We start from the raw sequence: 22,689 nt of genomic DNA on the forward strand, positions 1-22,689 counted from the left end.
GGCGGTGGTGTCGTCATCGGGCGTTCTCGCGGCGTCAGCGGTGTCCCGGGAAATTCCGGGACCCGCCCGCGCCCGTCAATGGGTGGCGGCGAGCTCCACGCTGTGGGTGCCCGCGCGACGGCCGGAGAAGACACAGTCGGCCAGCGACAGACCGCTCACGTACGAGTTCGAGCACACGCCGACCGCGGCCCGCCCCGCCGCGAACAGACCCGGGATCGCCGCGCCGGATTCGGTGCGGACCGCACCGGTCTCCTCGTCCACCACCAGGCCGCCGAGGGTCAGCATCGGCATCGGATAGGTGAGCCGCGCCTTGAACGAGATGTCCAGCAGCGTGAAGGGTCCCGAGTGCAGCGGGCGGCGCAGCTCGTCGGGCTTGCCCATCGGGTCGGGCAGCGACTGCTCGATGGCGCGATTGTGCGCGTCCACGGTCTTGCGCAGCGCCGCCGGTTCGATCCCGGCGCGGGCGGCGACCTCCTCCACGGTCCGGCCGCTCACGCTGCCGACCCGCAGCAGCCGCTCGGCCTGCATGCGCTGGAACCACACCGACTGCTCGGGCAGCTGACGGCGCGCCTCGGTGAGCAGCCGGGCATCGGCCAGCAGCCAGGCCTTGTTCCCGGGACTGGTCGCGATGGCCGCGCCCAATGCCGCGCCGTAGCGGGATTCGTCGATCATGCGCTGCCCGTTGGCATCCACGGCGATCGCACCGAAGAAGGCGCTCGACGGGGCGATGAACCGCCAGGTCGACAGCACGTTCATGCGATCGGTGGCCGCGCCCGCGGCCTGGGCCATGGCGATACCGCTGCCGTCGTCACCCGCGGTGCCCAGCGGCAGGCCCTCGGCCCAGGGGTAGTCGGGGGCGTGCCGCTCGACCATCTCGCCATTGGCGATGAAGCCGCCGGTGGTCAGAATGACACCCGAGCGCGCCCGAATGCGCACGGGCACACCGTAACGCCGCTCGATCCGGGCCAGCAGCGCCTGTACCGCCGTGCGCAGACCCTGGTGGTACACACCGGGTTTCGCCGAGATCTTGGCCAGCGCCGCGAACCGGCGTCGCACGGCCAGCGGGGCGCCGGTGATCGTGGTGGCCTCGACGCCGACCACCCGGCCGTCCTCGATCACGAGACTCGTTGCCCTGGTACCGGTCTGGACCCGGACCCCGTGCTTCGCGGCCGACTCGGCGAGCGGCCCGAACAGCTTCTTGCCCGACACCCCGCGCCCGTGCGCGCGATGCCCGCGCTGCCGCGGCTTCGCCAATTCCCGGAAGCCGCCGGAGTTCTCGCTGCCCGAGTAGTACAGGTAGTAGTCGTCGGTGGGGTAGGAGGTCTTGAACGGGCACAGCGACGCCTCGAACGGAACCCCGTGTCCGGTCAGCCAATCGATGAGGGCGGGCGATTCCTCGCAGAACCGGCGCAGCGTCTGCTCGCTCACCGTGTCGCCGACCTCGGCACGCAGGTAGGCGAGCATGTTCTCGACATCGTCCTCGACGCCCGCGGCCCGCTGCACCCAGGTCCCGCCGCCCGCGTACACGATGCCACCGGAGAGCGCGGTCGCGCCGCCGCCCAGGTAGCGATCCAGCGCCAGCACCTCCGCCCCGGACTCCCGCGCGGCCAGCGCCGCCGCGACACCCGCGCCGCCGTATCCGACGACCACCACATCGGCCGAAGAGTCCCAGGTCCGCACCGTTGCGACCACCTTCCCGAGCGAAGAAATACCCAGCGCCGAGAACTATAACTTGTTCTAGTTAGGTGGGTGGTTCGCGGCGAGCCGGTCGCGGCTGACCGAAATGCCGGTTACCGTCGGACGGATGGCCGGCAAGTCAGCCGCCCCGGCGATCGAGCTGCCGGTCGGCGAACACACGGTGCGCGTGTCCAATCCGGATCGGGTCTACTTCCCCGAGACCGGAGCCACCAAACTGGATCTGGTCCGGTACTACCTCAGCGTCGGCGACGGCATCGTCAACGCGCTGCGCGACCGGCCCTGCATGCTGCACCGCTTCCCCAAGGGCCTGCCCGGCGGCAAGGTCCACCAGAAGCGGCTGCCCGGCGGCGCGCCCGACTGGATCCCCACCGTTCAGCTCTATTTCCCCCGCTACGGACGCACGGCCGACGAACTCTGCGTGGAGAAACTCGCCGACGTGATCTGGGCGGTGCAGATGTCGACCGTCGAGTTCCACCCCTGGAACTCCCGGCGCTTCGACACCGAACTCCCCGACGAGTGGCGCATCGACCTGGACCCCATGCCCGACTGCCCGTGGTCGCGCGTGCGGCGGGTGGCCGGGGTGGTGCACGAGGTGCTCGACGAGCTCGGCGCGGTCGGCTGGCCGAAGACCTCCGGCGGCAAGGGATTACACGTCTACGTCCGGATCGCGCCCGAGTACGGCTTCCAGGACGTGCGCCGCGCCGCGCTGGCCTTCGCCCGCGAGGTGGAGCGCCGCGCGCCCGCCGACGTCACCACCGCGTGGTGGCGCAAGGACCGCGATCCGGCACACCTGTTCGTCGACTACAACCAGAACGCCCGCGACCACACCATCGCCGCCGCCTACTCGGTGCGCGGCGTCCCCGAGGCGACGGTCTCGACCCCCGTGCGCTGGAACGAGATTCCCGACATCCACCCCGGCGACTTCACCATGAAGACCGTCCCCGCCCGCTACGCCGACCTCGGCGATCTGCACGCCGGCATCGACGAGGCGGTCTTCGACCTCGCGCCGCTGCTGGAGTGGGCCGACCGCGACAAGATCGACGTCGACCTCGACGAGGACGCCGGCGACTAGAGCTCGTCGGTGCTGATCAGCCCGTCGCGGATGGCGCGTGCGACCAAAGCGGCCTTGGTCGGGGCGGAGCGGCCCACCGCGGCGTACTTGGCGCGGATGCGTTCCAGGTGGGTGTTGACCGTGCCCGGCGTAATGTAGAGCTGTTGGGCCACCAGGGCTTTGGATTCGGTCTGGAACCAGGCGAGCAGGACCTCGCGTTCACGCTGGGACAGTTTCGGGCGGTCGTCGCCGTCGGTGCTCATGGCCCGGGCCATGGTCGGGCTGAGGTAGGGGCGCACCTCGGCGGCGGCGTGCAGGGCGGCGATCAGGTGTTCGCGGCCTTCGGTTTTCGACAGGTAGGTGACCGCGCCCAGATCCAGGCAGTCGCGGACCAGGTGGGGTTCGGTGTGCTGCGAGTAGACGACCACGCGGTGGCCGCGCGCGCAGATGGTGGCCAGTGCGTTCAGATCCGGTGCGCGCTGGTCGAATTGGAGATCCAGGACGATGGCGTCCAGGTCGCCGCGATCGGGGCCGGTGGCGGCCAGGAAGGCCGAGGGGTCGGCGTGGTCCGCGGTCACCTCGAGGCGGGGCTCGGCGGCGGCGCACCAGCCGCGCACGCCGTCGCGGATCAACGGGTGGTCGTCGACGATGGCGATGCGGATCATCGGGCGGTCTCCAGTTCGAAGCGGTGATGCAATCGCGCCCACAGCAATTCGCCCGCGGTGACGACCTCGGTGTGCACGGCGCCGGTGGGGTCGGCGGCCGCGGTGGACAGGGCGGACAGGCGGTCGACGGTATCGGCGGGGCAGTCGCCGAGCGCGCTGACCGTGCAGCCGGTCGCGTCGGTGGTCACCACCACCCGAGCCCGGGAACGACTGGCGTCCAGCATGATCCGGGCCGCGGCCACCAGGTGCCCACGCACCGGGTCCGGCAGCTCACGGCCTGCTTCGGGACGGGCGTCGGCCTCGGCTTCGACGGTGACCGCGACCCCGCGCCGCTCCGCCGCGTCGATGCCGCCGCGCAGGTCGGCCAGCAGCGGATGGCCCAGGCCGTCCTGCTGGGTGAACAGGCGGCGCAGGCGCGCGTACTCGGTGCGCGCGGCCGCCTGCACCGCGGGCTCGGCGGGGTCGAGGGTGCCATCGGCCAAACCCCGCAGCAGCGGCGTGAATTCGCTCAGCAGTTCGCGGTAGCGACGCAGGCATTCCTGTTCGGTCATGTGGCCGACCGCGTCGGCGGTGCGGTGGCGCAGGCGTTCCCGGTGCAGGGCGGCGGCGTCGCGGGCCACACGGTCCAGGGTCGCGGCGAAGCGGGCGGTGAAGAACTGGAGGAAGAAGATGGCCGCGGTGTGATAGCCCAGTACCCGCAGGCTGTCCAGGCCCGGCGCCCGGACCAGGACGAGTGCGCACACCAGCACCCACCAGGCGGTCAGCGCGGTCAGCGACAGTCGCGGCGACAGCCGGAAACCGAGCGCCACCACGGCCCAGCCGGACGCGCCGATCGACCAGTTCGCGCCCGCCAGGACGGCATCCGCGGGCAGCAGGGCGATCAGGGTCAGCGAGGTTGCGATCGCGAGCGCCATGAGCGCGAGCGTCACCGATTCCCGGCGGCGCGGGATCAGCGCGGCCAGCGCGCATCCCACGTTCACCGCCACCAGCATCGCATCGACCGCCGCCGAGGGCGTCGCCGCCGCATCGGTGAGGGCGGACTGCAGCAGGGTGTCGGCGACCGCGACGCCGACGATGCCGTAGCCGAAACTGCGGCCCAGCCGTTCGATGCCCGCGGCCGGGGCGTCGAACGAGTGCTCCTCGGCGGCACCGGGTTCGGTGGTCGGCCAGCTCAGCCGCACCCGTGTCCCGTGGCCGGGGCGGCTGGTGACCTCGGCGTCGCCGCCGACGGCCCGCATGCGTTCGACGATCGAATGGCGGATGCCGTATCGGTCCTCGCCGGGGACGCCGTCGAAGCCGGCGCCGTCATCGGTGATCACCAGCGCGCCCGGCCCGGCGCTGATGTCGACGGTCGAGGCGCGGGCGTGGCGATCGACATTGGTGAGCGCCTCCCGGACGGCGGCGGTCACCGTCCACGCGAGGGTGCCGCGCACGGGCAGCGGGCCCGGGGTGCGCAGGGTGAGGGGCGTCGAACAGCCGTTGCTCACCTCCCTCAGCAGGACCGACAGGTCGGCCCGGGTGTCGTCGCCGGGCAGCGGAATCCCCGAATCCAGCACGGCCAGATCGCGGGCGGCCTGCCGGGCGATGCGGTCCCGATCCCCGGCCGCGCCCTGACCGACCATCAACAGGGTGGCCGCCGCGGTGTCGTGCATGACGGCCCACTGCTCATGCTCGTACCGGCGGCGCGCGGCCGCCACCTCGCTCGCGATCCGGGCGTCGGCGGCGGCGGTCACGGTCTGGTCGTGCACGGTGGCCGCGCCCAGCACCACCCGGCGCACGCCCACCGCCAGCAGCCACTCCACCAGCAAGTAGGCGACGGTCAGATCGGACAGGAAGTTCCACGGGGTGAGCCCCGGCGTGGCGCGATTGGCGTAGTAGAGCAGCAGCAGGACCAGACCGGTCACCGCCGCCGACACCCGCACCCGCTCCGCGATTCCGACCGAGATCACCGTTGCCGCCACGACCTTCACGTCGATGAGGTCTCCGGTCCCGATCCCGGAGGCGGCCACGCTGGTCGTTCCGAGAAGGTAGATGGCCACCACCGCGACATCGGCCGCGGTCCACCCGGGCCCGAGCCGGCGCCCCCACAGCCGGCTCGCGGACCACACCGCCAGCCCCAGCGTGACCGCCTGCCCCAGCCCAGGCTCGACCGCCCCACTCGCCAGATGCACCACCGTCAACAGCAGGCAGGCGGCGTGCCAGAACCGGATGGCCAGCCACGTCGCCTCCTGCGCGACCGCGGCGTGGGTCGGGTCGGCTTCGCGCAGCACCCGGCCACGGTACCGAACCGGATTCGGCCCAGCATCCCATCCCTTCCGGGGGCACGGGTGTCCGTCGAACACCCGACAGACAGACCCGTCCGACTACGGAATCGTGGAGGGCCCGGCAAGGGGTGCGAGGGTCCGTACCGCTGCCGCGGCCGCGGCCGTTGGCGGGCGGGGAGTCAACGGCCGCCGGGTCACCCGGGCCGGCGCGCGCGGAAGGTGACTACGCTTCAGGGTAGGAGCGCGCGCGGAGCGCAGAGCGCGGCGCGCGCGGCCCGGGCGCTCGCTCGCGATCGTCTGGTGGCGGTGGTCGCGCCCGATCATCGGCTCGCGGGTTGATCGGTGGTCGACCTGCGCACCCTGTCCACGGAAGTGTTCGTGGACTTGCCGGCCGGCACGGCGGGACGCATCCAATCCGACCAAGCCTTCGCCGCCGCGGGTCACGATCGTGACGTCGCTTTCGAGGTGACCACGGCCGACTACATCACCCGGCTCGTCGGACCGGGCCTCGCCGTCGCGATGCTGCCCGCCGCCTATGCGCCGCAACTGAGCGGTGTAGTCACCGTGGAGGTCGCCGACGCGCCGCCCCGCGTCGAGTACGTCATCTGGAACCGCGCTGGCAGCACGCCCGCGGCGACAGCCTTCCTCAACCTTGCTTCCCAAGGGCGGGCGTCCGGTGGCCGGTGCGATGCGCGCAAGCCCGCTCTTTCAAGGCCGGGTTAGCGCATCGAGGTTTTGGGGCGGCCAGGGTTGCGGGGTGGGCGGCGTTGCTGCTCGATGTATTGCTTGATGATCGATAGTGGTGCGCCGCCGCAGGATGCGGCGAGGTAGCTGGGGCTCCAGAGGTGTCCGTTCAGGTGGTGGCGATTCGCACGGCCGGTGAATTCGTAGTGCAAGCGGCGGGCGGAGACGCCTTTGAGGCTGTTCACGAGTTTGCTGATCGGGACTTTGGGCGGGTATTCGATCAAGAGGTGGATGTGGTCGTCCTCGCCGTTGAACTCGATCAGCTCGGCTTCGAAGTCGGTGCAGACCCCCCGCATCACCTGTTCACACCTGGTCAGCATGGCGTCGTCGAGGACTCCGCGACGGTACCTGGTAACAAAGACCAAGTGGACGTGGAGCGCGGATACTACTGATCTGCCACGCCTGTATTCGGGTTCGGAAATCATAGGCCAATGATATGCTGGGCGAGTTGGCCTGAATGCTTCACGACCTACTCGAGGGAGGTGAATCGCCGTGTCGATCGTGCAACGTGCCTATCCGTCCGCGGATCTGGTGGAGGTGCTGGACATGCATTTGGGGCACGCGCGCTACCTCTACAACCTCGGGCTGGAACAGCGCGGCTACCATGTCAAAGGCCAGGCGTTCGGGCTGAACGCCGCCCAGCAGCAACGCGAATTGGCCGATGCCCGCAAGGAATTCGAGTGGCTGCGAGCGGGTTCGTCCTCGGTTCAGCAGGCCGCTCTCCGCGATCTGGATCGCGCGTTCAGGAACTTTTTCGACCGTCGTGCCGGATACCCGAATTTCAAGAAACGCCATCGTGGGCGCGAGAGTTTCGTGGTGCGCGATGTGGTCGTGCGTCGGTTGAACAGGCGCTGGGGCGAGATAGCGATTCCGAAATCGGCGATCCGGCTGCGGTTCCGGGTCACGGTCGCCTGGGATCGGATCGCCGCCGCTAAATCGGCGCGAGTCACGTTCGGCAACGGAGTCTGGCACGTGTCGTTCGTAACGGTCCCATCGGGGAAAAACGTTGCGGGGAACGACGCCGTCCTGGGTGTCGATCGGGGCGTGGCCAACTCCATCGCCACCAGCGATGGTGAATTCTCCACCGCGCCTGGATTATCGGAAGCCCAGCAGCGCCGCGCGAAATCGCTGCAGCGCAAGCTGGCGCGCCAGCAACGCGGCTCGCGGGCTCGGGAGGAAACCAAGCGTCAGCTGGGCAGGCTGCGTCTGGTCGATCGTCGTCGCAAGACCGATTGGGTGGAGCAGACCACCACGCGGCTCGTTCGCACCTACGACGGGTTCGCCCTGGAGAAGCTGCCGATCAAGAACATGGTCAAAAAGCCCGCGCCCAAGCCGGACCCTGATCAACCGGGCGGGTATTTGTCCAACGGTCGTGCGGCCAAGCGTGGTCTGGCGCGGGGGATCATGTCCTCGTGCTGGGGCGAGTTCGCGCGCAGGCTGGGTGATAAATCAACCGTGGTGTTCGTGCCCGCGGCGAACACTTCCCGCACATGTGTGCCGTGCGGCCATATTTCGGCCGGAAACCGTCAGAGCCAAGCGGTATTCCGGTGTGAGAACTGCGGCCATGAAGCGCATGCCGATACCAACGCGGCAATCAATATCCGAGATCGAGCATTCTCAGAACCCGAGGACATCGGGGGATCGGGTGTGGAAGTCTCCTCCACGGGAGCAGCACCAACCAGTGGGTTAATCGCAAGAAACACCCCACTCCCTCTTGCTCGAGAGGGAATCCCGGCCTTTCAAAGCCGGGAGGATGTCAATACGCTTCTCAGTAGGAGCGGGGAAGCGGAGTAGCCGAGCTGAGGCGACACACCGGCGCAGGAGGCGCGGGATGGAGTGGTTCAGCGCACCGGAATACTGGCTCGCGCGACAGGTGGTGACGCGCGGGGTGGCCTTCGTCTATGTGATCGCCTTCGTGTCGGCGGCCCGGCAGTTCCGGGCGTTGCTCGGGGAACACGGCATGCTGCCGATCCCGCGCTGGGTCGCGCGGCGGTCGTTCCGGGCGACGCCGAGCATCTTCCACCTCTATTACTCCGACCGGTTCTTCGCGGCTGTGGCCTGGGGTGGCGCGGCGGTGGCGGCGGCGCTGGTGTGCGGGGCCGCGGATCTGCTGCCGCTGTGGGCGGCCATGCTGGTGTGGCTGCTGCTGTGGGTCCTCTACCTGTCGATCGTGAACGTGGGGCAGGTCTGGTACTCGTTCGGCTGGGAGTCACTGCTGCTGGAGGCCGGATTCCTGGCCGTGTTCCTCGGCAACGACCGGGTCGCGCCGCCGGTGCTCGTGCTGTGGCTGGCGCGCTGGCTGGTGTTCCGGGTGGAATTCGGGGCCGGGCTGATCAAGATGCGCGGCGATCGGTGCTGGCGGGATCTGACCTGCCTGTACTACCACCACGAGACCCAGCCGATGCCCGGTCCGCTGAGCTGGTTCTTCCACAATCTGCCCCGGCCGCTGCACCGGGTCGAGGTGGCGGCCAATCACGTGGCCCAATTGGTGGTGCCGTTCGGGCTTTTCGCGCCGCAGCCGGTGGCGAGCATCGCGGCGACGATCATCATCGTCACCCAGACCTGGCTGGTGTTGTCCGGGAACTTCGCGTGGCTCAACTGGCTGACCATCATCCTGGCGTGGTCGGCGATCTCGAATTCCGCCGCTGCACTGGTGTTCCCGGTGTCGACGCCGACCGATCTCGCGGAGTCCCCACTCTGGTTCACGGTGCTGGTGTTCGCGTTCACCGGCGTCACGCTGACGCTCAGCTACCTGCCGGTCCGCAATATGCTGTCGCATCGGCAGCGAATGAACGAGTCCTACAACCCATTCCACCTGATCAACACCTTCGGCGCGTTCGGCGTCATCGACCGCATCCGCTACGAGGTGGTCATCGAGGGCACCGACGAGGCGTTCCTCACCCGCCATACCCGGTGGCGTGAATACGAATTCAAGGGCCAGCCCGGCGATCCGCGCCGCATGCCCCGCCAGTTCGCCCCGTACCACCTGCGCCTGGACTGGCTGCTGTGGTTCGCGGCCCACTCCTCCGCCTACGCGCGACCGTGGTTCGAGGGCTTCCTGCGCCGCCTGCTGCGCAACGACCGTGACACGCTGCGCCTGGTGCGCCGCAACCCGTTCCCGGACGACCCTCCCCGGCACGTCCGGGCGCTGCTCTACGAGTACCGCTTCACCGGCCCACGGGAACTGCTCGAAACCCGGGCCTGGTGGGTCCGCGACGTGGTCGGCTCGTACGTGCCGCCGCTGTGACCACGGGCTCCTCACCCAGCTGGGCGCGCAGTTCGCGGCGACGGTCCGTGCCGACACCGCGGCGATCGCGATAGGTGATCGCGCCTTCCATCGCCCAGAGCATCTCCAGGTCGAGGCCCTGCACCTTGGCCGCGCGCATGCGGCGGTAGGCCTCGACGGGACCGATGGCGGCGAGGTCGTCGAGCGTGGTCACGTCCGCGTGGGCCAGCATGGCGGCCGCCGCGGCCCCGAGCTCGTAGCCGCGGTCGCGCCACACGCGAATCCTCAGATGGGCTTCGCCGCGGACTGTTTCGGCTTCCCGCCAGATGGCCGGGCGCAGCACGTCGGGGTCGACCGGGCCTTCCTGCCGCGAAAGCACGTGCGCGCGAGCCCGACCGGCCACGGTCACCATCGGCCGGAAGCGGCGGAAGATCTGGATCTCACCGTCGTAGCCCCCGTCGTACGGGCCGAGGTAGGTGTAGTCGGTGCCGTACGGGCCGGACGCGTCCAGCCCGGTGGCACTCAGCGCCCAGGCGCGGGCTTCGTCGGGACTCGACGGGGTGAGCACGACCAGCCCGTGACTGCGGGTGACGCGGCCGCGATGCCGCCGGTGGTGGTACCGGCTCCACCAGCCCTCCAGGGCAGCCGGTTCCAACGTCCGGTCCAGCCCGAAGGTCTGCCACCGCACGGTGCCGTCCGGCTTCGACAACGGCAACCGCCGCTTCAGCTGCCCCGCGGTCCGATCATCGAACGGCGTGCACCAGCCCGGCACCACGAGGATCGGATCGGGCGGCTCGGCATCGAATGGATTCGGGGTGAGGAAGGCCCGATCGATGAGCACGACCGTCCCCGGGCGAGCCTGATACGACAACCCCCACAGCAACCGGCCCAGCAGCCGCGAACCGTGATCGTCCGACAGCACGTGCCAGGTCTCGTGAAACCGGTTGGTGCTGAACCGCGCCCGCGTCCCGGGCCGCAATGTGATCACCGTGTGGGGACGACCGGGCGACCGCACCAGGTGCCGGTGCAGTTTGAGGCCGTCGGTGATGGAACGGGCCGTACTCGTGCGCTGCTGCTTCATCGGGTTCTATGACGCCATAGCGGTGCGCCCCGGATCAACCGGATTTCGACGGGGTCGGTTTGATCGGTTTGTTGCGCTTCGGCCACCGTGTGGGTTCACGTCGGCAACTATTCAGCGAATTTTATGGAGCGCTGCCTAGCGTGCTTGATATGACGCCGTCGAATAACGAGCAGTCGCCCTCCGACGATCGTGGTTCCGATCCCCGGACCACCCGTGGCAAACTCTCCAGGCGCTCTATCCTGGGTGGCTTCGCGGCCGCGGGCGTCGGCGCCGCCGCGGTCCCGTTCCTCGCCGGGTGCGACAAGTCCTCCGGTGACGGCCCTCCCGGCTACGGGACCGGCATCAACGAGGGGTTCGACGGCAAGATCGAGCTCGACGTCCGTGATTCCACACCGGATTGGAAGCCGTTCGAGCTGAAGAAGGCCCCCGACGGCGCGCCCAATGTGCTGGTGGTGTTGTACGACGACACCGGGCTGGCCTCGTGGTCCCCCTACGGCGGTCGCATCAATATGCCGACCCTGCAGAAGCTGGCCGACAACGGGCTCACCTACACCCAGTGGCACACCACCGCCCTGTGCTCGCCCACCCGCTCCACCATGCTGACCGGGCGCAATCACCACGTGAACCGTTTCGCGTCGATCACCGAGGCCGCCAATGGATTCCCCGGCGCGGCGGGTCGTCTGCCCGCGCAGTGCGCGACGGTCGGTCAAGTGCTGCAGGACAACGGCTACAGCACCTTCTGGGTCGGCAAGGACCACAACGTGCCCGAGGAGGACATCTCCCCGGGCGGCAACAAATCCGAGTGGCCGACCCAGATGGGCTTCGACCGCTTCTACGGATTCCTCGGCGGCGAGACCAACAACTGGTATCCGGACCTGGTGGAGGACAACCGGTTCATCGAGCAGCCCTACGGTCCCGAGCAGGGCTACCACCTGTCCAAGGATCTGGCCGACAACGCCATCAAGATGCTGCGTGACCAGCGCTCGAGCAACCCGTCCAAGCCCTGGTATCTGTGGTTCTGCCCGGGTGCCAATCACGCGCCGCACCACAGCCCCACCGAATACGCCGAGAAGTACAGGGGCAAGTTCGACGACGGCTACGAGGCCTATCGCGGATGGGTTCTCGCCCGCATGATCGACAAGGGCATCATGCCCAAGGGCACCGCGCTGACCCCGCTCAATCCGCTGCCGAGAGACGTTGCGGTGGACGTGGACGCGGTGCGGCCGTGGGAGTCGCTCAATGCCGACGAGAAGCGGCTGTTCTCCCGCATGGCCGAGGTGTTCGCCGGGTTCTCCGAGTACACCGACGCCCAGGTCGGGAGGATCGTCGAATACCTCGAACAGACCGGCCAGATGGACAACACGGTCATCTTCTACTGCGCCGACAACGGCGCCTCCGGGGAAGGCTCCCCGAACGGCTCGGTCAATGAGAACAAATTCTTCAACGGCTACCCCGACGACCTCGCCGAGAACATGCGGTACATAGACCGGCTCGGCACCCCCGACACCTACAACCACTATCCGACCGGCTGGGCCGTGGCCTTCTCCACCCCATTCCAGATGTTCAAACGCTACGCACAGTACTCCGGCGGCACCTGCGATCCGCTGATCATCCACTGGCCCAGGGGAATCAAGGCCAAGGGGCAGATCCGACACCAGTACCACCACTGCGTCGACATCGTGCCCACCATCCTCGACGTCACCGGTGTCTCGATGCCCGAGCAGTACCGCGGCGTCAAGCAGTACCCGATCACCGGCGTATCCATGCGATACACGTTCGACGACGCCGACGCCGCGACGAAGAAGCAGCGCCAGTACTACGCGATGCTCGGCACCCGCGGCATCTGGGAGAACGGCTGGAAGGCCTCGGCGGTGCACGCCGCGATCAGCGGGAAGGGCCAGTTCGATCAGGACAAGTGGGAGCTCTACCACGTCGACGAGGACCGCTCCGAATCCAAGAACCTGGCCGACCAGCACCCGGACAAGCTGAAAGAGCTGATCAACGCGTGGAACGAGGAGGCGAAGGACAACTATGTCCTGCCGCTCGACGATCGCACCGCCGTCCAGCAACTCGGTGTCGAACGTCCCCAGGCCGAACCGCCGCGCGACCGATACGTCTACTACCCCGGCACCTCACCGGTTCCCGAGGGCGTCGCGGTCAATATTCGCGGCAAGTCCTACAAGATCCTCGCCGCCCTCGACCTCGCACCGGACGCGCAAGGGGTCATCTTCGCGCACGGTTCGCGTTTCGGCGGGCACGCCCTGTTCATCAAGGACGGCACCCTGCATTACGTCTACAACTTCCTCGGCATCGCGCCCGAACAGGACTTCGTCGCCGCGGCGCCACTGACCCCGGGCAAACACACCCTCGGCATGGAATTCGCCCGGGAGGGCGCGGGCCCGAACGGCGAATCCCTCGGCGCCACAACGCTCTACGTCGACGGTCAGCCCGTCAACAAGGGTCCGATGCGTGCCCAGACCGGCAAGTTCAGCCTCGCCGGTGACGGACTGTGTGTGGGTTACGACAGCGGCGACAGTGTGTCCCTCCAGTATCGGACCCCCGGAACCTTCACCGGCGGAACCATCGAGAACGTCACCGTCGACGTGGGCAAGGAGTCCTACACCGACCTGCAGAAGGAGGCGGCAGCGGCGCTCGAGCGCAACTAGCCGCCCCCAACCGGTCAGGCGGTGACGCCGGCGCTGCCGTTCTCCAGGTGACCGGCGAAGTGCCTGCGCCAGTTGCCGTTTCCGGACGCGGTCAGGGTCAGGTCGTACCAGCCCTGGTCGAGCGGGGCGGCGAAGTCGCGGGTGGCTCCCGCGTCGACGGTGCTGCGGGAGCCGCCGACATCGATCGTCGCCGCAGCGGAACCGGAATTGCGCACGGTGACAACGAAGGTCGGACTGGACGCGGTGCCGCCGATGGCCGCCGTGGCGGTCAGTCCGGCGTCGCCGTCGCCCGAGGCCTCGGCGACGAAGCCGTTGGGCGCGTGGACGGCGAAGTCGTAGGAGCCGTTCACCGGGAAGCGCTCCTCGGCGGTCGCGCCGGGCGCGACGACCGTCTGCCGGATCGAATTGCTCTGGTAGGCAAAGGTTTGGAAGGGCATGGGGACCGAGCCCTGATTGCCGAGGCGGATGGACGCGTTCGCGCCGGAGACCTCGATCCAGGCCAGGGGCTGGTAGGGGAGTGGCCGGGCCTTGGCGCGGCCGGGCTCCTGGACGGGCATCTGCTGACCCGCCGGCGACGGCGGGACCGGCTTGGGCAGGTTCTTCTGCCCGGCGGCGCGAGCGCGCTCGGCATTGGCGTCGGGCAGCGTCGGGATGCTGGTATCGCGGCGGCTGAAATCGAAACAGCTGGTGAGGTCACCGCAGACGTCGCGCCGCCAGGCGGAGATATTGGGTTCGGCGACGCCGGTCCAGGCTTCGAGGAAGCGCAGCACCGACGTGTGGTCGAACACCTGGGAATTCACGTATCCGCCGCGGCTCCACGGGGAGATGACCAGCATGGGGACGCGCGGGCCGAGGCCGATGGGGGCGTTGCCGCTCAGCCCCGAGGCCGCCTTGGTGATCAGGTTGCCGATGCTCGCCGAACCCGAGCTCGAGCCCAGCGTCGCCGAGCCGGAGCTCAGGTCGCCGCCGATATCGCCCGCCGCGGGCAGGATCTCGTCGAGGGTGCCGGGCGGCGCGGTCGGGGGCACCATGTGGTCGAAGAAGCCGTCGTTCTCGTCGTAGTTGACCAGCAGGACGGTGGACTCCCACAGTTTCGGGTTGTCCCACAACGCTTTCAGGACACGCTGGATGTAGGCGGCGCCGTCGGCCGGGCGGTAGGCCGGGTGCTCGGAGTAGCCGGCGGGCGCGACGACCCAGGACACCTGGGGCAGGTTTCCGCTGGCGCAGTCCGAGATGAACTGCTGCAGAACGTAATCGATATTGCTGCCGTCGACGCCGGCCGGCGGGGGAGTCATGCCGCCCGCGGTCACCATGGCGCGGTCGGCCAGCTGCCGGACGGCGGGATCAGTGGATTTCGCGGCATTGTGGTAGTTCTGGAACAGCCACAGCGGGTTGTCGCCGTAGTCCGCGAGGAATGGGCCGCCGCTGTGCGAGTCGGCGTACACCTGCCACGAAATCCCGGCCTGCTGCAGGCGTTCCGGGTAGGTGGTCCAGTGGAAGGCGGGCCGATAGTCCGGCGGATTGGCCACCGCGGGTCCGCCCGCGCGCCCGCCCGGGTCGATGGTGCCGGTCCAGTGATAGAGCCGGTTCGGGGTGGTCGGGCCCTGGATCGAGCAGAAGTAGTGGTCGCAGATGGTGAACGCGGACGCCAGCGCGCGATGGAACGGGATGTCGGCCTCGGTGAAATAGCCCATCGTCATCTTGGACTTGGCCGCGATCCACGAGTGGTACGCGCCGTCGGCCCACGCCACGTGGGTGGTGTTCCAGTCGTGCGCGAGATCGCCCATGTCCTGGCCGTCCACACGGGTGGTGTCCACATGCCAGGGCAGCAGGAATCCGGTGCTGCTGAACGCGTCCGGCTGCTGGAAGGCGTTCCGTTGCCCGCCACCGCCCGACCCGCTGCCGCTCCCGGAGCCGGACCCGCTGCCGCTGCCGCTGGCCGAACCGCTGGCGCTGCCGGTGCCCGCCGACCCACTGCCCAGGTCGGTGCCGGGCCCGCCGGCCAGCACCGCGTCCATGGCGGCCTGCAGCACCGGGTTGTAGCCGCCCGCGGGCAGGCGCACGGCACGCTTGTCACCGAAACCCCGAACGCCGCTCATGGTTCCGAAGTAGTGGTCGAAGGACCGGTTCTCCTGCATCAGGATCACCACGTGCTGCACCTGATCGAGGCTGCCCGAGCGGCCCGGTTCCGCCAGCGCCTCCGCCATGCCCTCCGGCAGCCCGGCCACCCCCGCCGCGCCCGCCGCGCCGGCGGCGAGCATGCCGCCCAGCACCTTCCGCCGATTCGCCGTTCCGAATCCACGCCCCATCAGGAATCTCCATTCAGCATGTCGGTCAACACTTCCGACTCACGTCCCGTCGAGGTCTCGGGGACGCGCCGAAGGATGCTATGGCACCGCCGCGATCGGGCGGAAACACTGATTTCGGGGCAATTGACAAGTGCTGGTTGTCGATGGCGAATCGGCCCGCAGAAGTTGGCCGGCTGATCATCTTCGGGTCATGCGGGGGTGTCAGGGTGGCCGGGTGGGTATGCAGACACAGCCGCGGCCGGTGCGGGTGGTGCGCTGGTTCCATGCACTGTGTGACGGGTTGGTCGCGCTACTGCCGGGGCGGCTGCGCGGCTTCGTGGCTCCCACCTTCGTCGGCTATCTACTGGTGAGCGCCTTCACCTTCGGCGTGGACCTGCTGCTGCTCACCGCGCTGCACGCGGTGGCGCCGCTACCGGTCGCGGTGACCGTCGCCTATTGCACCGCTTTCGGATTGAGCTACCTGCTGAACCGGGTCCTGAACTTCGAATCGCATGCCTCGGTCGGCCCACAGCTGGCCCGCTACATCGTGGTGGTGGTCGTGAACTACCTCGCGTTCATCCTCGGCGTGACGAGCGGCGTCGCGGCGCTGGGCGTCGACTACCGGATCGCCCGCGTCGTGGGCAGTCTCGGCGAGGGGCTGTTCATGTACGCGTCCATGCGCTGGATCGTCTTCCGGACCAAGACCGCACCGTAGCGGTTCAGAGGAAGGTGCCGCAGGTGGGCCAGGCGCCCGGACCCTGCCGGGCGAGGACGCGTTCGGCGACGCGGATCTGCTCCTCCCGGGTGGCATCGGCCGGATTCCCCCTGCCGCCGTATGCCTGCCATGTGCTGGGGCTGAATTGCAGGCCGCCGTAGTACCCGTTTCCGGTGTCGGCGGTCCAGTCCCCGCCCGCCTCGCACTCGACCACGGCGTCCCAGTCGTGCCGGGGCCGGGCCTCCGCGGTGGCGGATACTGCGCAGGTCAATGCTGTGAAACCAAGTGCGAGAGCGAGGGTGCGGGTGGGTCTTCGAAACTCGTGCTGTCCGATCATGGCGTATCTCCGCCCTGGTAGACGAACGCGCGGGCAACAATCAGACGATGGTAACTGAATATTCGCTCATTATTGGAATTTGAAGTCCGCGGGATCCGGTTCGGCCAGCATCGACTCCATGGTGGCGCGGTCGAACGGCAGCAGGTCGATACTGCCGCCCTCGGTGAAGTACCAGGAGTTGCAGCCGGTGTTCCACACCGTCGGGCCCATGGCTTCGGCCACCTCGGACTCGAAACGGTCGGTCGCCTCCTCGGTGACCTCCACGGTGTCGAATTCGCCCGCGCTCCACCGCTGGATCCAGCGGGTGATGTAGCGCGCGGTCACCTCGGCGGCGTGGTGCAGCGGGATCGAGCCGGTGGGGGAGTGCGGGCCCAGCACGGTGAACAGGTTGGGGAAGCCCGGGATCGCGGTCATGCGGTAGGCGCGCGGTCCCTTCGCCCAGGCGTCGTCGATCGAGACGCCGTCGCGGCCGGTCAGATTCATCGGCCGCATGTAGTCGTGGGCGCGGAAGCCGGTGGCCAGCACGATCATGTCGACATCGTGGTGGCGGCCGTCGGCGGTGCGGATGCCGGTCGGGGTCACGGCGTCGATGCCGGTGGTGACCAGCTCGGCATTGCGGGCGCGCAGGGCCCGGTAATAGGTCCCCGACAGCACCTGGCGCTTGCACAGCGGCTCGTAATCGGGAGTGAGCCGCTCGCGCAGACCCGGTTCCAGGACCTGGGTGCGCAGGCTCAGGCGGGCGTACTCCTGCACCGCGCGCCGCCGCCAGCTCGGGCGGGTGACTACGTCGGTGAACAGCCGCGCGCCGGTCATCCCCGCTCGGTAGAGCGCGCGATTCACCTGTGGCAGCCGCTTGAGCGCCGCGCCGACCAGTGCGGGCTGCGGGATCTGCATGGGGGCCCAGATCACCCACTGCGGGCTGCGCACGAAGTGGGTGATGCTCGCGGCCCTCGGCTGCAGCGCCGAAACCACCTGGACGCCGGTCGATCCCGTGCCGAGCACCGCGATCCGCTTGCCGTCGGTCTCCACGGTGTCGTCCCAGCGCGCGGTGTGCACGATGGGGCCGGTGAACTCGGACAGGCCCGGGATGTCGGGCACGGCGGGATGATGCAGCACACCGGTGGCGGCGATGACGAAATCGGCGGTGTGGCTGCTGCCGTCGGCCGTCTCGACCCGCCAGGCGGAGCCGGAGAACGTCGCGGCGACCACCTCCGCATTCACCCGCAGGTGCGGCCGCAGACCGTACTGCTCCACCACGTCGGCGAGGTACCCCTGAATCTCCGGGCCCGGCGCGAAGATGTGCGACCAGTCCGGCTTCGGCGCGAACCCGAACTGGTACAGCTGCGAGGGCACGTCGCAGGTCAGGCCCGGATAGCGGTTCCAATGCCACACCCCGCCGACGTCGGAGCCCTTCTCGAGGATCGTGAAGTCGTGGAAACCCTTGCGCTGCAGGGTGATAGCGGTGGCGATTCCGGACACGCCGGCGCCGATGATCACGATCCGAGGCTGCCGCGGCGCGCCCATCCCAACCTCCTTGTTGGATACCCGAAGAACTCAAATACTGACGGTATTTGGAATCGCCGGGTAAGTCAATCGGCGGGCCGGGCGCCCTGGGTCAGGCCAGCAGTCTGGCGCGTAGCGCGTCGATGGTGGCCTGATCGAGGCCCAGGCCCTCGCGGACGTAGCGGTCGACGCTGCCGTAGAGGCGGTCCACCTCGGCGAAGGCCGCCTCCAGCCACGACAGTTCCACCGCGGTCGGATCGCCGGTCACCGTGTTGGTGGCCAGATAGTCGGCGTTCACCACGTCCCGGGGCACGCCGAGGAGGGTGAGCAGCACCGCGGTGGCCCAGCCGGTGCGGTCCTTGCCCGCGGTGCAGTGGTACACCGTCGCACCACCGGTGTTCGCGGCGATCGACCGGAACAGGGTCGCGAAGGCGACATCGGAGCCGTGGAAGTTGACCATGAACGGGTACCCGATCGACTGGCCCATATCGGAGGAGCCGTGCAGTAGGCCGTCGATCACGGCGCGGGTCAGGGTGATCGGCGGGAACTCGTGGAAGGCGATGCCGCTGTCGAAGCTGACCACGTCGGCCACCTTGTACTGCGCGCCCGTCGGCACCCGGTCGGGCGCGCTGCCGCGCTCGGAACCGTTGCGCAGATCCACATCCAGCGTCACCCCGGCGGTGGCCAGCGTGACCAGGTCGGCGTCGGTGAGCCCGGACAGCCGGTTGGAGCGGAAGGCCACGCCCGTGCGGACCGTGTGGCCGTCGGCGGTGCGGTAGCCGCCGATATCACGGAAGTTGCGCGCGCCCGCGAGCCGGATGGCGGTGGAGGCGGGCGCGGGCAGGGCCGAGACCGGGTCGTCGACCGCGGCCGAGCCCGACCCGGCCGAGCCCGAGGAGCCGAGACCGCCCGCGCCGGAACCGGATCCGGAGGCGATATCGCTGGGCTGCGCCGTCGCGGGAGACGCGCCCAGAGTCGCGCCGAGGGTGATCAGGCCGGCGAGCGCGACCGCCGCGACGTCGAGACGGGGCTGGGTGCGAGAAGACATGGGGGACCTGCTTGCGGTGCGGGGAGAACGGGGATCCGGGTCCGTCAGGACTGTTTGATCGAGTACGAGCCGGTAGCGGTCCCGGTCAGCTGCCAGCCACCCGGCACCTGGGTGAGGGTGAGGCCGGAAACATTGGCGGACTGGAGGTTCGGGCGCGCGGTACCGGGGTACCAGGCTTCCACACGGCCGGTTCCCGTGCCACTGAAACCGGCGGCGGTGACGCTCGACAGGGCGCCGGGCACGGCGCGCGGGTACGCGCGCGACAACGGCCGGGCGTACCCGGCCGCCTGGCCCTGCGACGCGCCCGAGGGGCAGGCGATCCGGTTGAGATTGCCTTGCGGCTTGCCGGTATTGCCGTCGCGCACCGCGTGCGGATCCCCGCACGCCTGCTTCCAGGACCACCAGGTGCCGCCCATCCGGTTGGCGTCGAGCTGATCGAGGAACCGATCCACCTTGGGCGCATCGGAACCCGGGTCGCCGAACCAGCCCCATTCGCCGGTCCACAGCGGCGCACGGTATTTGGCGGCGGCGTCGAGCCCGATCTTGAAGCCCAGCTCGATGCTCGGGAAGGCGTTCACGACATTGATGGACTCGCTGTACAGGTGCGGCGAGAACACCGCCAGCGGATCGGTGATGTAGTGCGCGGGCGGCGTGGCGTCGATGCCGAGGGCCGACCAGATCGCGCTGGGCTCGAAGATGGCCAGGTGCGGCGCGCTGCCGCGTTCGGCCTGCCGGATGGCGGCGATGACCCGCTGGTAGTACTTGCCGAGCTGATCCGCGGCCGAGAACGGGTCGCGCAGACCGGGATTGGGCTCGTTCAGCAGGTCGTACCCGGCGATGGCGGGTTCGTCCTTGAACTCCGCGGCCAGCTTGGCCCAGGTGTTCACCAGATGCCCTTGGATGCCCTGGGTGTCGTCGTAGAAGTTCTGGAAGGCGCGGGCCACCGCGGGCGCGGTCTCGCGGACCCCGCCGAAATTGCAGGTGGTCCAGCCGTCGGTGAGGGTCGCCCAGGCGGGCGCGCCGTCCCAGCCGATGCCGGGCTTCATGAAGATCGGGCACCCCTGCCCCTGGGGTGAGCCCACCGCTTTGCCCCACGCGTCCTGGTGCATGTCCAGCACGGTGTAGATGCCGTTGGCCTTGGCGTCGTCGACGGCGGTGTGGATGCGGGCCAGGTAGGCCTGGTCGAACGCGCCGGGCGTGGGCTCGAGCGCGGACCAGGCCAGGTTCAGCCGAACCACATTGAAACCGAGCGCCGCCATCTGTTCGAAGTCGGTGCGATCCAGCGGCGCGACGGTCGGCAGCGGCTGGTCGTTCTGCGCATAGTCGTTGAGCTGGTTGACATTCGCGCCGCGCAGCAGCACCGTGCGGCCGGTGACATCGGTGATGGCCCCGTTCGAGACGGTGAGCTGGGGCAGGGTCCAGCCGCCCGGTTCGGCCGCCGCGGGCTGGGCCCCGAGAGCGGTGCACACGAGCGCCGTCGCGACGGCCAGGATCCGACCTCGATTCAACATGCGGAAAACCTAACGGCTCCCGCGGCGGCCACGGAAACACCTGTTCGCGGCCGATTCACTTGATCAGCTTGTGAATGTTCGTCCAGTCCCTGTCCCGCTGAACGAGACCCATTGGACTGTTTCCTGTGCGGTTCCCGCCGGTTCATTCGCCCCGCGTAGATCTGTCGGCGATCAACACGCGATTAGGAGTGAGTCAGTTGTCAGTTTCATGGCGTCGTACCGCCGTCGTCGTCGCGCTCAGCGCCGGGCTGTTCGCGAGCCCGCTGCTCGGAAACATCGCCGGCGGTGAGCTGTCGGCGCTGCCCGTCGCCGCCGCCAAGCCCAGCACCGCCGTCGCCGACGCGCCGCACCTGGGCAGCGTCGACAATTTCCGCGATGTCGCCGGAACCGGCGCGGGCTACGACGCGCAGGGCAGCCACCACGTCAACAAGGGCGTCTTCTACCGTTCGAACGCGCTCGCCGCCAACGACGCCGACCTCGCCACCCTGAATGGCCTGCACCTGACGGCCGTGTACGACCTGCGCACCAGTGGCGAGATCGCCACCAAGCCGGATCGCGTTCCGGCCGGCGCCTCCTACACCAATATCTCCATCCTGAGCGGCGACGTCTCCGGTGGCATGGGGAACCTCACCAGCCCCGAGGCCGCCCGCGAAGCCATGCGAGCCCTCAACCGCCAGTTCGTCACCGGGGCCTTCGAACGCGCCCGCTTCGCGGAGCTGCTGACCCAGCTCGCCGATCAGCAGGGCCCGGCCGTATTCCATTGCACCGCGGGCAAGGATCGCACCGGCTGGACGTCCTACCTGCTGCTCAGCCTCGCGGGCGTCGACCAGCAGACCATCATGAACGATTACCTGCTCACCAACGAGTACTCGGCCAAGTCCATCGCCGCCACGCTCGCGCAGATCACCGCCGCCAAGGGCGCCGCCGCGGCCGCCATCTACCAGCCGTTGCTGGGTGTGGAGGCGAGCTTCCTGCAGGCCGGCATCGATCAGCTCGTGGCCGACTACGGCTCGGTCGACAAGTATCTGAAGGACGGCCTGGGCCTGAAGGGCCAGACCATCGAGCAGCTGAAGCACAAGCTGATCCAGAAGTAGCCCATTCCTTCCGGTTGGTTCTGAAAGGTCCTCCGAGGCAGCGGCTTTCGACCGTGAGCTTCCTCACGGTGAACGGTTCGGCCTCGGAGGACACAGCTTTACAGCCGGTCATCGGAATGCCATCGTCCCGACACCGCCCCGGCACCACCGGCGCGAAGACTGTTCTTCGCACCCGGCGCCGGTCGTCGAGCCTCCACTTCGCCCGGTGTCCGCTCTCGACGCGACCCTCCGTTCATGCCCTCGCGTCGGCCACGGACCGCGGACACCTCGGCGCCGGGTGCGCCCCCACCGCGCGTCCGGAGGTCCCGATGTTCGAATCGTGCTGTTCCCCTCACGAATCGGCGCACTTGCTGCGCGCCCGTTACGGCCTACCGGTGCAGCTCTACGCCGACCGTCCGCTGATCACCGTGGGCGCCGCGGTCGAGGCCCTGACGGTGCCCGAACCCCTGGGCCGCCGGGTGCTCGCGCGCCTGGACTGGCTGCCGTCGGCTCCCGTCATCGCCGACCCGCGCGACCGGCGCTGGACCTTCCTGGTGACCCCGCCACTGCCCAATCACCCTGTGCCCCAGCGACTCCGCCTCTTCCTCCAGTCCCACGCGGTGACTGTTCCCGAGCGCGGCAGCCGGATCCTGTTGCCCGCCGACGATCGGCCTTCCGGCTGGCACTGGGCGAACGAACCCGAACCGGGCCGGTTGCGCCTGCCCCACCGCGCCATGGTGCTGGCCGCCCTCCGGCTGTCCATCCTGGAGCGCCCCGACCGCCTGCCGGCCTGACCGCCCGCGCCGGGCGTCCTGCGAT

The 22,689-nt window shown here is 69.1% G+C and carries 18 protein-coding genes; 8 read left to right on the forward strand and 10 right to left on the reverse strand.

What is annotated here, in order from left to right; all coding sequences use genetic code 11:
- Positions 1 to 75 precede the first annotated feature (75 nt).
- The gene (locus ABZ412_RS32505; protein WP_357288007.1) at positions 76 to 1,692 is read right to left on the reverse strand and encodes an FAD-binding protein; all 1,617 of its coding nucleotides are present in this window, start codon (positions 1,690 to 1,692) and stop codon (positions 76 to 78) included.
- A 112-nt stretch (positions 1,693 to 1,804) separates the two neighbouring features.
- Between ABZ412_RS32505 and ligD the strand changes: the two genes are divergently transcribed.
- Positions 1,805 to 2,770, forward strand: a complete 966-nt coding sequence (ligD, locus tag ABZ412_RS32510) for a non-homologous end-joining DNA ligase (RefSeq protein WP_357288010.1) — start codon at positions 1,805 to 1,807, stop codon at positions 2,768 to 2,770.
- Here the strand turns inward: ligD and ABZ412_RS32515 are convergent.
- Together ABZ412_RS32515 and ABZ412_RS32520 are read right to left on the reverse strand one after the other, a co-directional pair.
- Complete coding sequence (locus tag ABZ412_RS32515) at positions 2,767 to 3,414, reverse strand: response regulator transcription factor (RefSeq protein ID WP_357288012.1); 648 nt, start codon at positions 3,412 to 3,414, stop codon at positions 2,767 to 2,769. The genes ligD and ABZ412_RS32515 overlap by 4 nt on opposite strands.
- On the reverse strand, positions 3,411 to 5,684 hold the full coding sequence (locus ABZ412_RS32520) for an ATP-binding protein (RefSeq protein ID WP_357288015.1): 2,274 nt from the start codon (positions 5,682 to 5,684) through the stop codon (positions 3,411 to 3,413). Before ABZ412_RS32520 ends, ABZ412_RS32515 begins: the two co-directional genes overlap by 4 nt.
- A 336-nt stretch (positions 5,685 to 6,020) precedes the next feature.
- Here ABZ412_RS32520 and ABZ412_RS32525 point away from each other — a divergent pair, with 336 nt between their 5' ends.
- Entirely contained in the window at positions 6,021 to 6,401 is a 381-nt protein-coding gene (locus ABZ412_RS32525) for a LysR substrate-binding domain-containing protein (protein ID WP_357288018.1), read from the forward strand.
- On the opposite strand, the gene tnpA is transcribed toward ABZ412_RS32525, so the two are convergent.
- Complete coding sequence (tnpA, locus tag ABZ412_RS32530; RefSeq protein WP_357288020.1) at positions 6,398 to 6,847, reverse strand: IS200/IS605 family transposase; 450 nt, start codon at positions 6,845 to 6,847, stop codon at positions 6,398 to 6,400. The two genes, ABZ412_RS32525 and tnpA, sit on opposite strands and share 4 nt — an antisense overlap.
- Before the next feature lie 67 nt (positions 6,848 to 6,914).
- Between tnpA and ABZ412_RS32535 the strand changes: the two genes are divergently transcribed.
- Complete coding sequence (locus tag ABZ412_RS32535; protein WP_357288023.1) at positions 6,915 to 8,216, forward strand: transposase; 1,302 nt, start codon at positions 6,915 to 6,917, stop codon at positions 8,214 to 8,216.
- Positions 8,217 to 8,253: 37 nt separating this feature from the next.
- Entirely contained in the window at positions 8,254 to 9,669 is a 1,416-nt protein-coding gene (locus tag ABZ412_RS32540; RefSeq protein WP_357288025.1) for a lipase maturation factor family protein, read from the forward strand.
- Here the strand turns inward: ABZ412_RS32540 and ABZ412_RS32545 are convergent.
- Positions 9,590 to 10,729 (reverse strand): TfoX/Sxy family DNA transformation protein, encoded by a 1,140-nt coding sequence (locus ABZ412_RS32545; protein ID WP_357288028.1) that lies wholly within the window; start codon positions 10,727 to 10,729, stop codon positions 9,590 to 9,592. The genes ABZ412_RS32540 and ABZ412_RS32545 overlap by 80 nt on opposite strands.
- A gap of 149 nt (positions 10,730 to 10,878) precedes the next feature.
- Here ABZ412_RS32545 and ABZ412_RS32550 point away from each other — a divergent pair, with 149 nt between their 5' ends.
- Positions 10,879 to 13,395 carry an arylsulfatase gene (locus ABZ412_RS32550; protein WP_357288030.1) on the forward strand — a complete coding sequence of 839 codons (2,517 nt, stop codon included), beginning with the start codon at positions 10,879 to 10,881 and terminating at the stop codon, positions 13,393 to 13,395.
- A gap of 14 nt (positions 13,396 to 13,409) precedes the next feature.
- Here ABZ412_RS32550 and ABZ412_RS32555 read toward each other — a convergent pair whose 3' ends face one another.
- Positions 13,410 to 15,602 carry a phosphocholine-specific phospholipase C gene (locus ABZ412_RS32555; RefSeq protein ID WP_357288083.1) on the reverse strand — a complete coding sequence of 731 codons (2,193 nt, stop codon included), beginning with the start codon at positions 15,600 to 15,602 and terminating at the stop codon, positions 13,410 to 13,412.
- Positions 15,603 to 15,924: 322 nt separating this feature from the next.
- Between ABZ412_RS32555 and ABZ412_RS32560 the strand changes: the two genes are divergently transcribed.
- Positions 15,925 to 16,398, forward strand: coding sequence for a GtrA family protein (locus tag ABZ412_RS32560; protein WP_357288086.1), 474 nt, complete (start codon positions 15,925 to 15,927; stop codon positions 16,396 to 16,398).
- 4 nt (positions 16,399 to 16,402) lie between these two features.
- Here the strand turns inward: ABZ412_RS32560 and ABZ412_RS32565 are convergent, their stop codons facing one another.
- From ABZ412_RS32565 to ABZ412_RS32580, 4 genes are all read right to left on the reverse strand, one after another.
- Positions 16,403 to 16,669: a transglycosylase family protein gene (locus tag ABZ412_RS32565; protein ID WP_357288033.1), complete on the reverse strand. Its 267-nt coding sequence runs from the start codon at positions 16,667 to 16,669 to the stop codon at positions 16,403 to 16,405.
- A 135-nt stretch (positions 16,670 to 16,804) separates the two neighbouring features.
- A complete protein-coding gene (locus tag ABZ412_RS32570; RefSeq protein WP_357288036.1) occupies positions 16,805 to 18,259 on the reverse strand; it encodes an NAD(P)/FAD-dependent oxidoreductase in 1,455 nt (484 codons plus the stop codon).
- Positions 18,260 to 18,350: 91 nt separating this feature from the next.
- Positions 18,351 to 19,286, reverse strand: coding sequence for a tyrosine-protein phosphatase (locus ABZ412_RS32575; protein WP_357288039.1), 936 nt, complete (start codon positions 19,284 to 19,286; stop codon positions 18,351 to 18,353).
- A 44-nt stretch (positions 19,287 to 19,330) separates the two neighbouring features.
- Complete coding sequence (locus ABZ412_RS32580; RefSeq protein WP_357288041.1) at positions 19,331 to 20,797, reverse strand: cellulase family glycosylhydrolase; 1,467 nt, start codon at positions 20,795 to 20,797, stop codon at positions 19,331 to 19,333.
- A 197-nt stretch (positions 20,798 to 20,994) separates the two neighbouring features.
- Between ABZ412_RS32580 and ABZ412_RS32585 the strand changes: the two genes are divergently transcribed.
- Positions 20,995 to 21,891 carry a tyrosine-protein phosphatase gene (locus ABZ412_RS32585; protein WP_357288043.1) on the forward strand — a complete coding sequence of 299 codons (897 nt, stop codon included), beginning with the start codon at positions 20,995 to 20,997 and terminating at the stop codon, positions 21,889 to 21,891.
- A gap of 347 nt (positions 21,892 to 22,238) precedes the next feature.
- Positions 22,239 to 22,664: a hypothetical protein gene (locus tag ABZ412_RS32590; RefSeq protein ID WP_357288046.1), complete on the forward strand. Its 426-nt coding sequence runs from the start codon at positions 22,239 to 22,241 to the stop codon at positions 22,662 to 22,664.
- The last annotated feature ends 25 nt before the right edge of the window (positions 22,665 to 22,689 follow it).

The organism is Nocardia sp. NPDC005746, assembly GCF_040630785.1.
GTDB lineage: Bacteria > Actinomycetota > Actinomycetes > Mycobacteriales > Mycobacteriaceae > Nocardia.

Excerpts from the sequence above, each read along its gene's own strand:
- ABZ412_RS32555 (WP_357288083.1), bottom strand. The coding sequence starts at position 15,602 with ATGGCGGAGGCGCTGGCGGAACCGGGCCGCTCGGGCAGCCTCGATCAG.
- ABZ412_RS32545 (WP_357288028.1), bottom strand. The coding sequence starts at position 10,729 with ATGAAGCAGCAGCGCACGAGTACGGCCCGTTCCATCACCGACGGCCTC.
- ligD (WP_357288010.1), top strand. The coding sequence starts at position 1,805 with ATGGCCGGCAAGTCAGCCGCCCCGGCGATCGAGCTGCCGGTCGGCGAA.
- tnpA (WP_357288020.1), bottom strand. The coding sequence starts at position 6,847 with ATGATTTCCGAACCCGAATACAGGCGTGGCAGATCAGTAGTATCCGCG.
- ABZ412_RS32515 (WP_357288012.1), bottom strand. The coding sequence starts at position 3,414 with ATGATCCGCATCGCCATCGTCGACGACCACCCGTTGATCCGCGACGGC.
- ABZ412_RS32575 (WP_357288039.1), bottom strand. The coding sequence starts at position 19,286 with ATGTCTTCTCGCACCCAGCCCCGTCTCGACGTCGCGGCGGTCGCGCTC.
- ABZ412_RS32570 (WP_357288036.1), bottom strand. The coding sequence starts at position 18,259 with ATGGGCGCGCCGCGGCAGCCTCGGATCGTGATCATCGGCGCCGGCGTG.
- ABZ412_RS32540 (WP_357288025.1), top strand. The coding sequence starts at position 8,254 with ATGGAGTGGTTCAGCGCACCGGAATACTGGCTCGCGCGACAGGTGGTG.
- ABZ412_RS32550 (WP_357288030.1), top strand. The coding sequence starts at position 10,879 with ATGACGCCGTCGAATAACGAGCAGTCGCCCTCCGACGATCGTGGTTCC.
- ABZ412_RS32580 (WP_357288041.1), bottom strand. The coding sequence starts at position 20,797 with ATGTTGAATCGAGGTCGGATCCTGGCCGTCGCGACGGCGCTCGTGTGC.
- ABZ412_RS32560 (WP_357288086.1), top strand. The coding sequence starts at position 15,925 with ATGCAGACACAGCCGCGGCCGGTGCGGGTGGTGCGCTGGTTCCATGCA.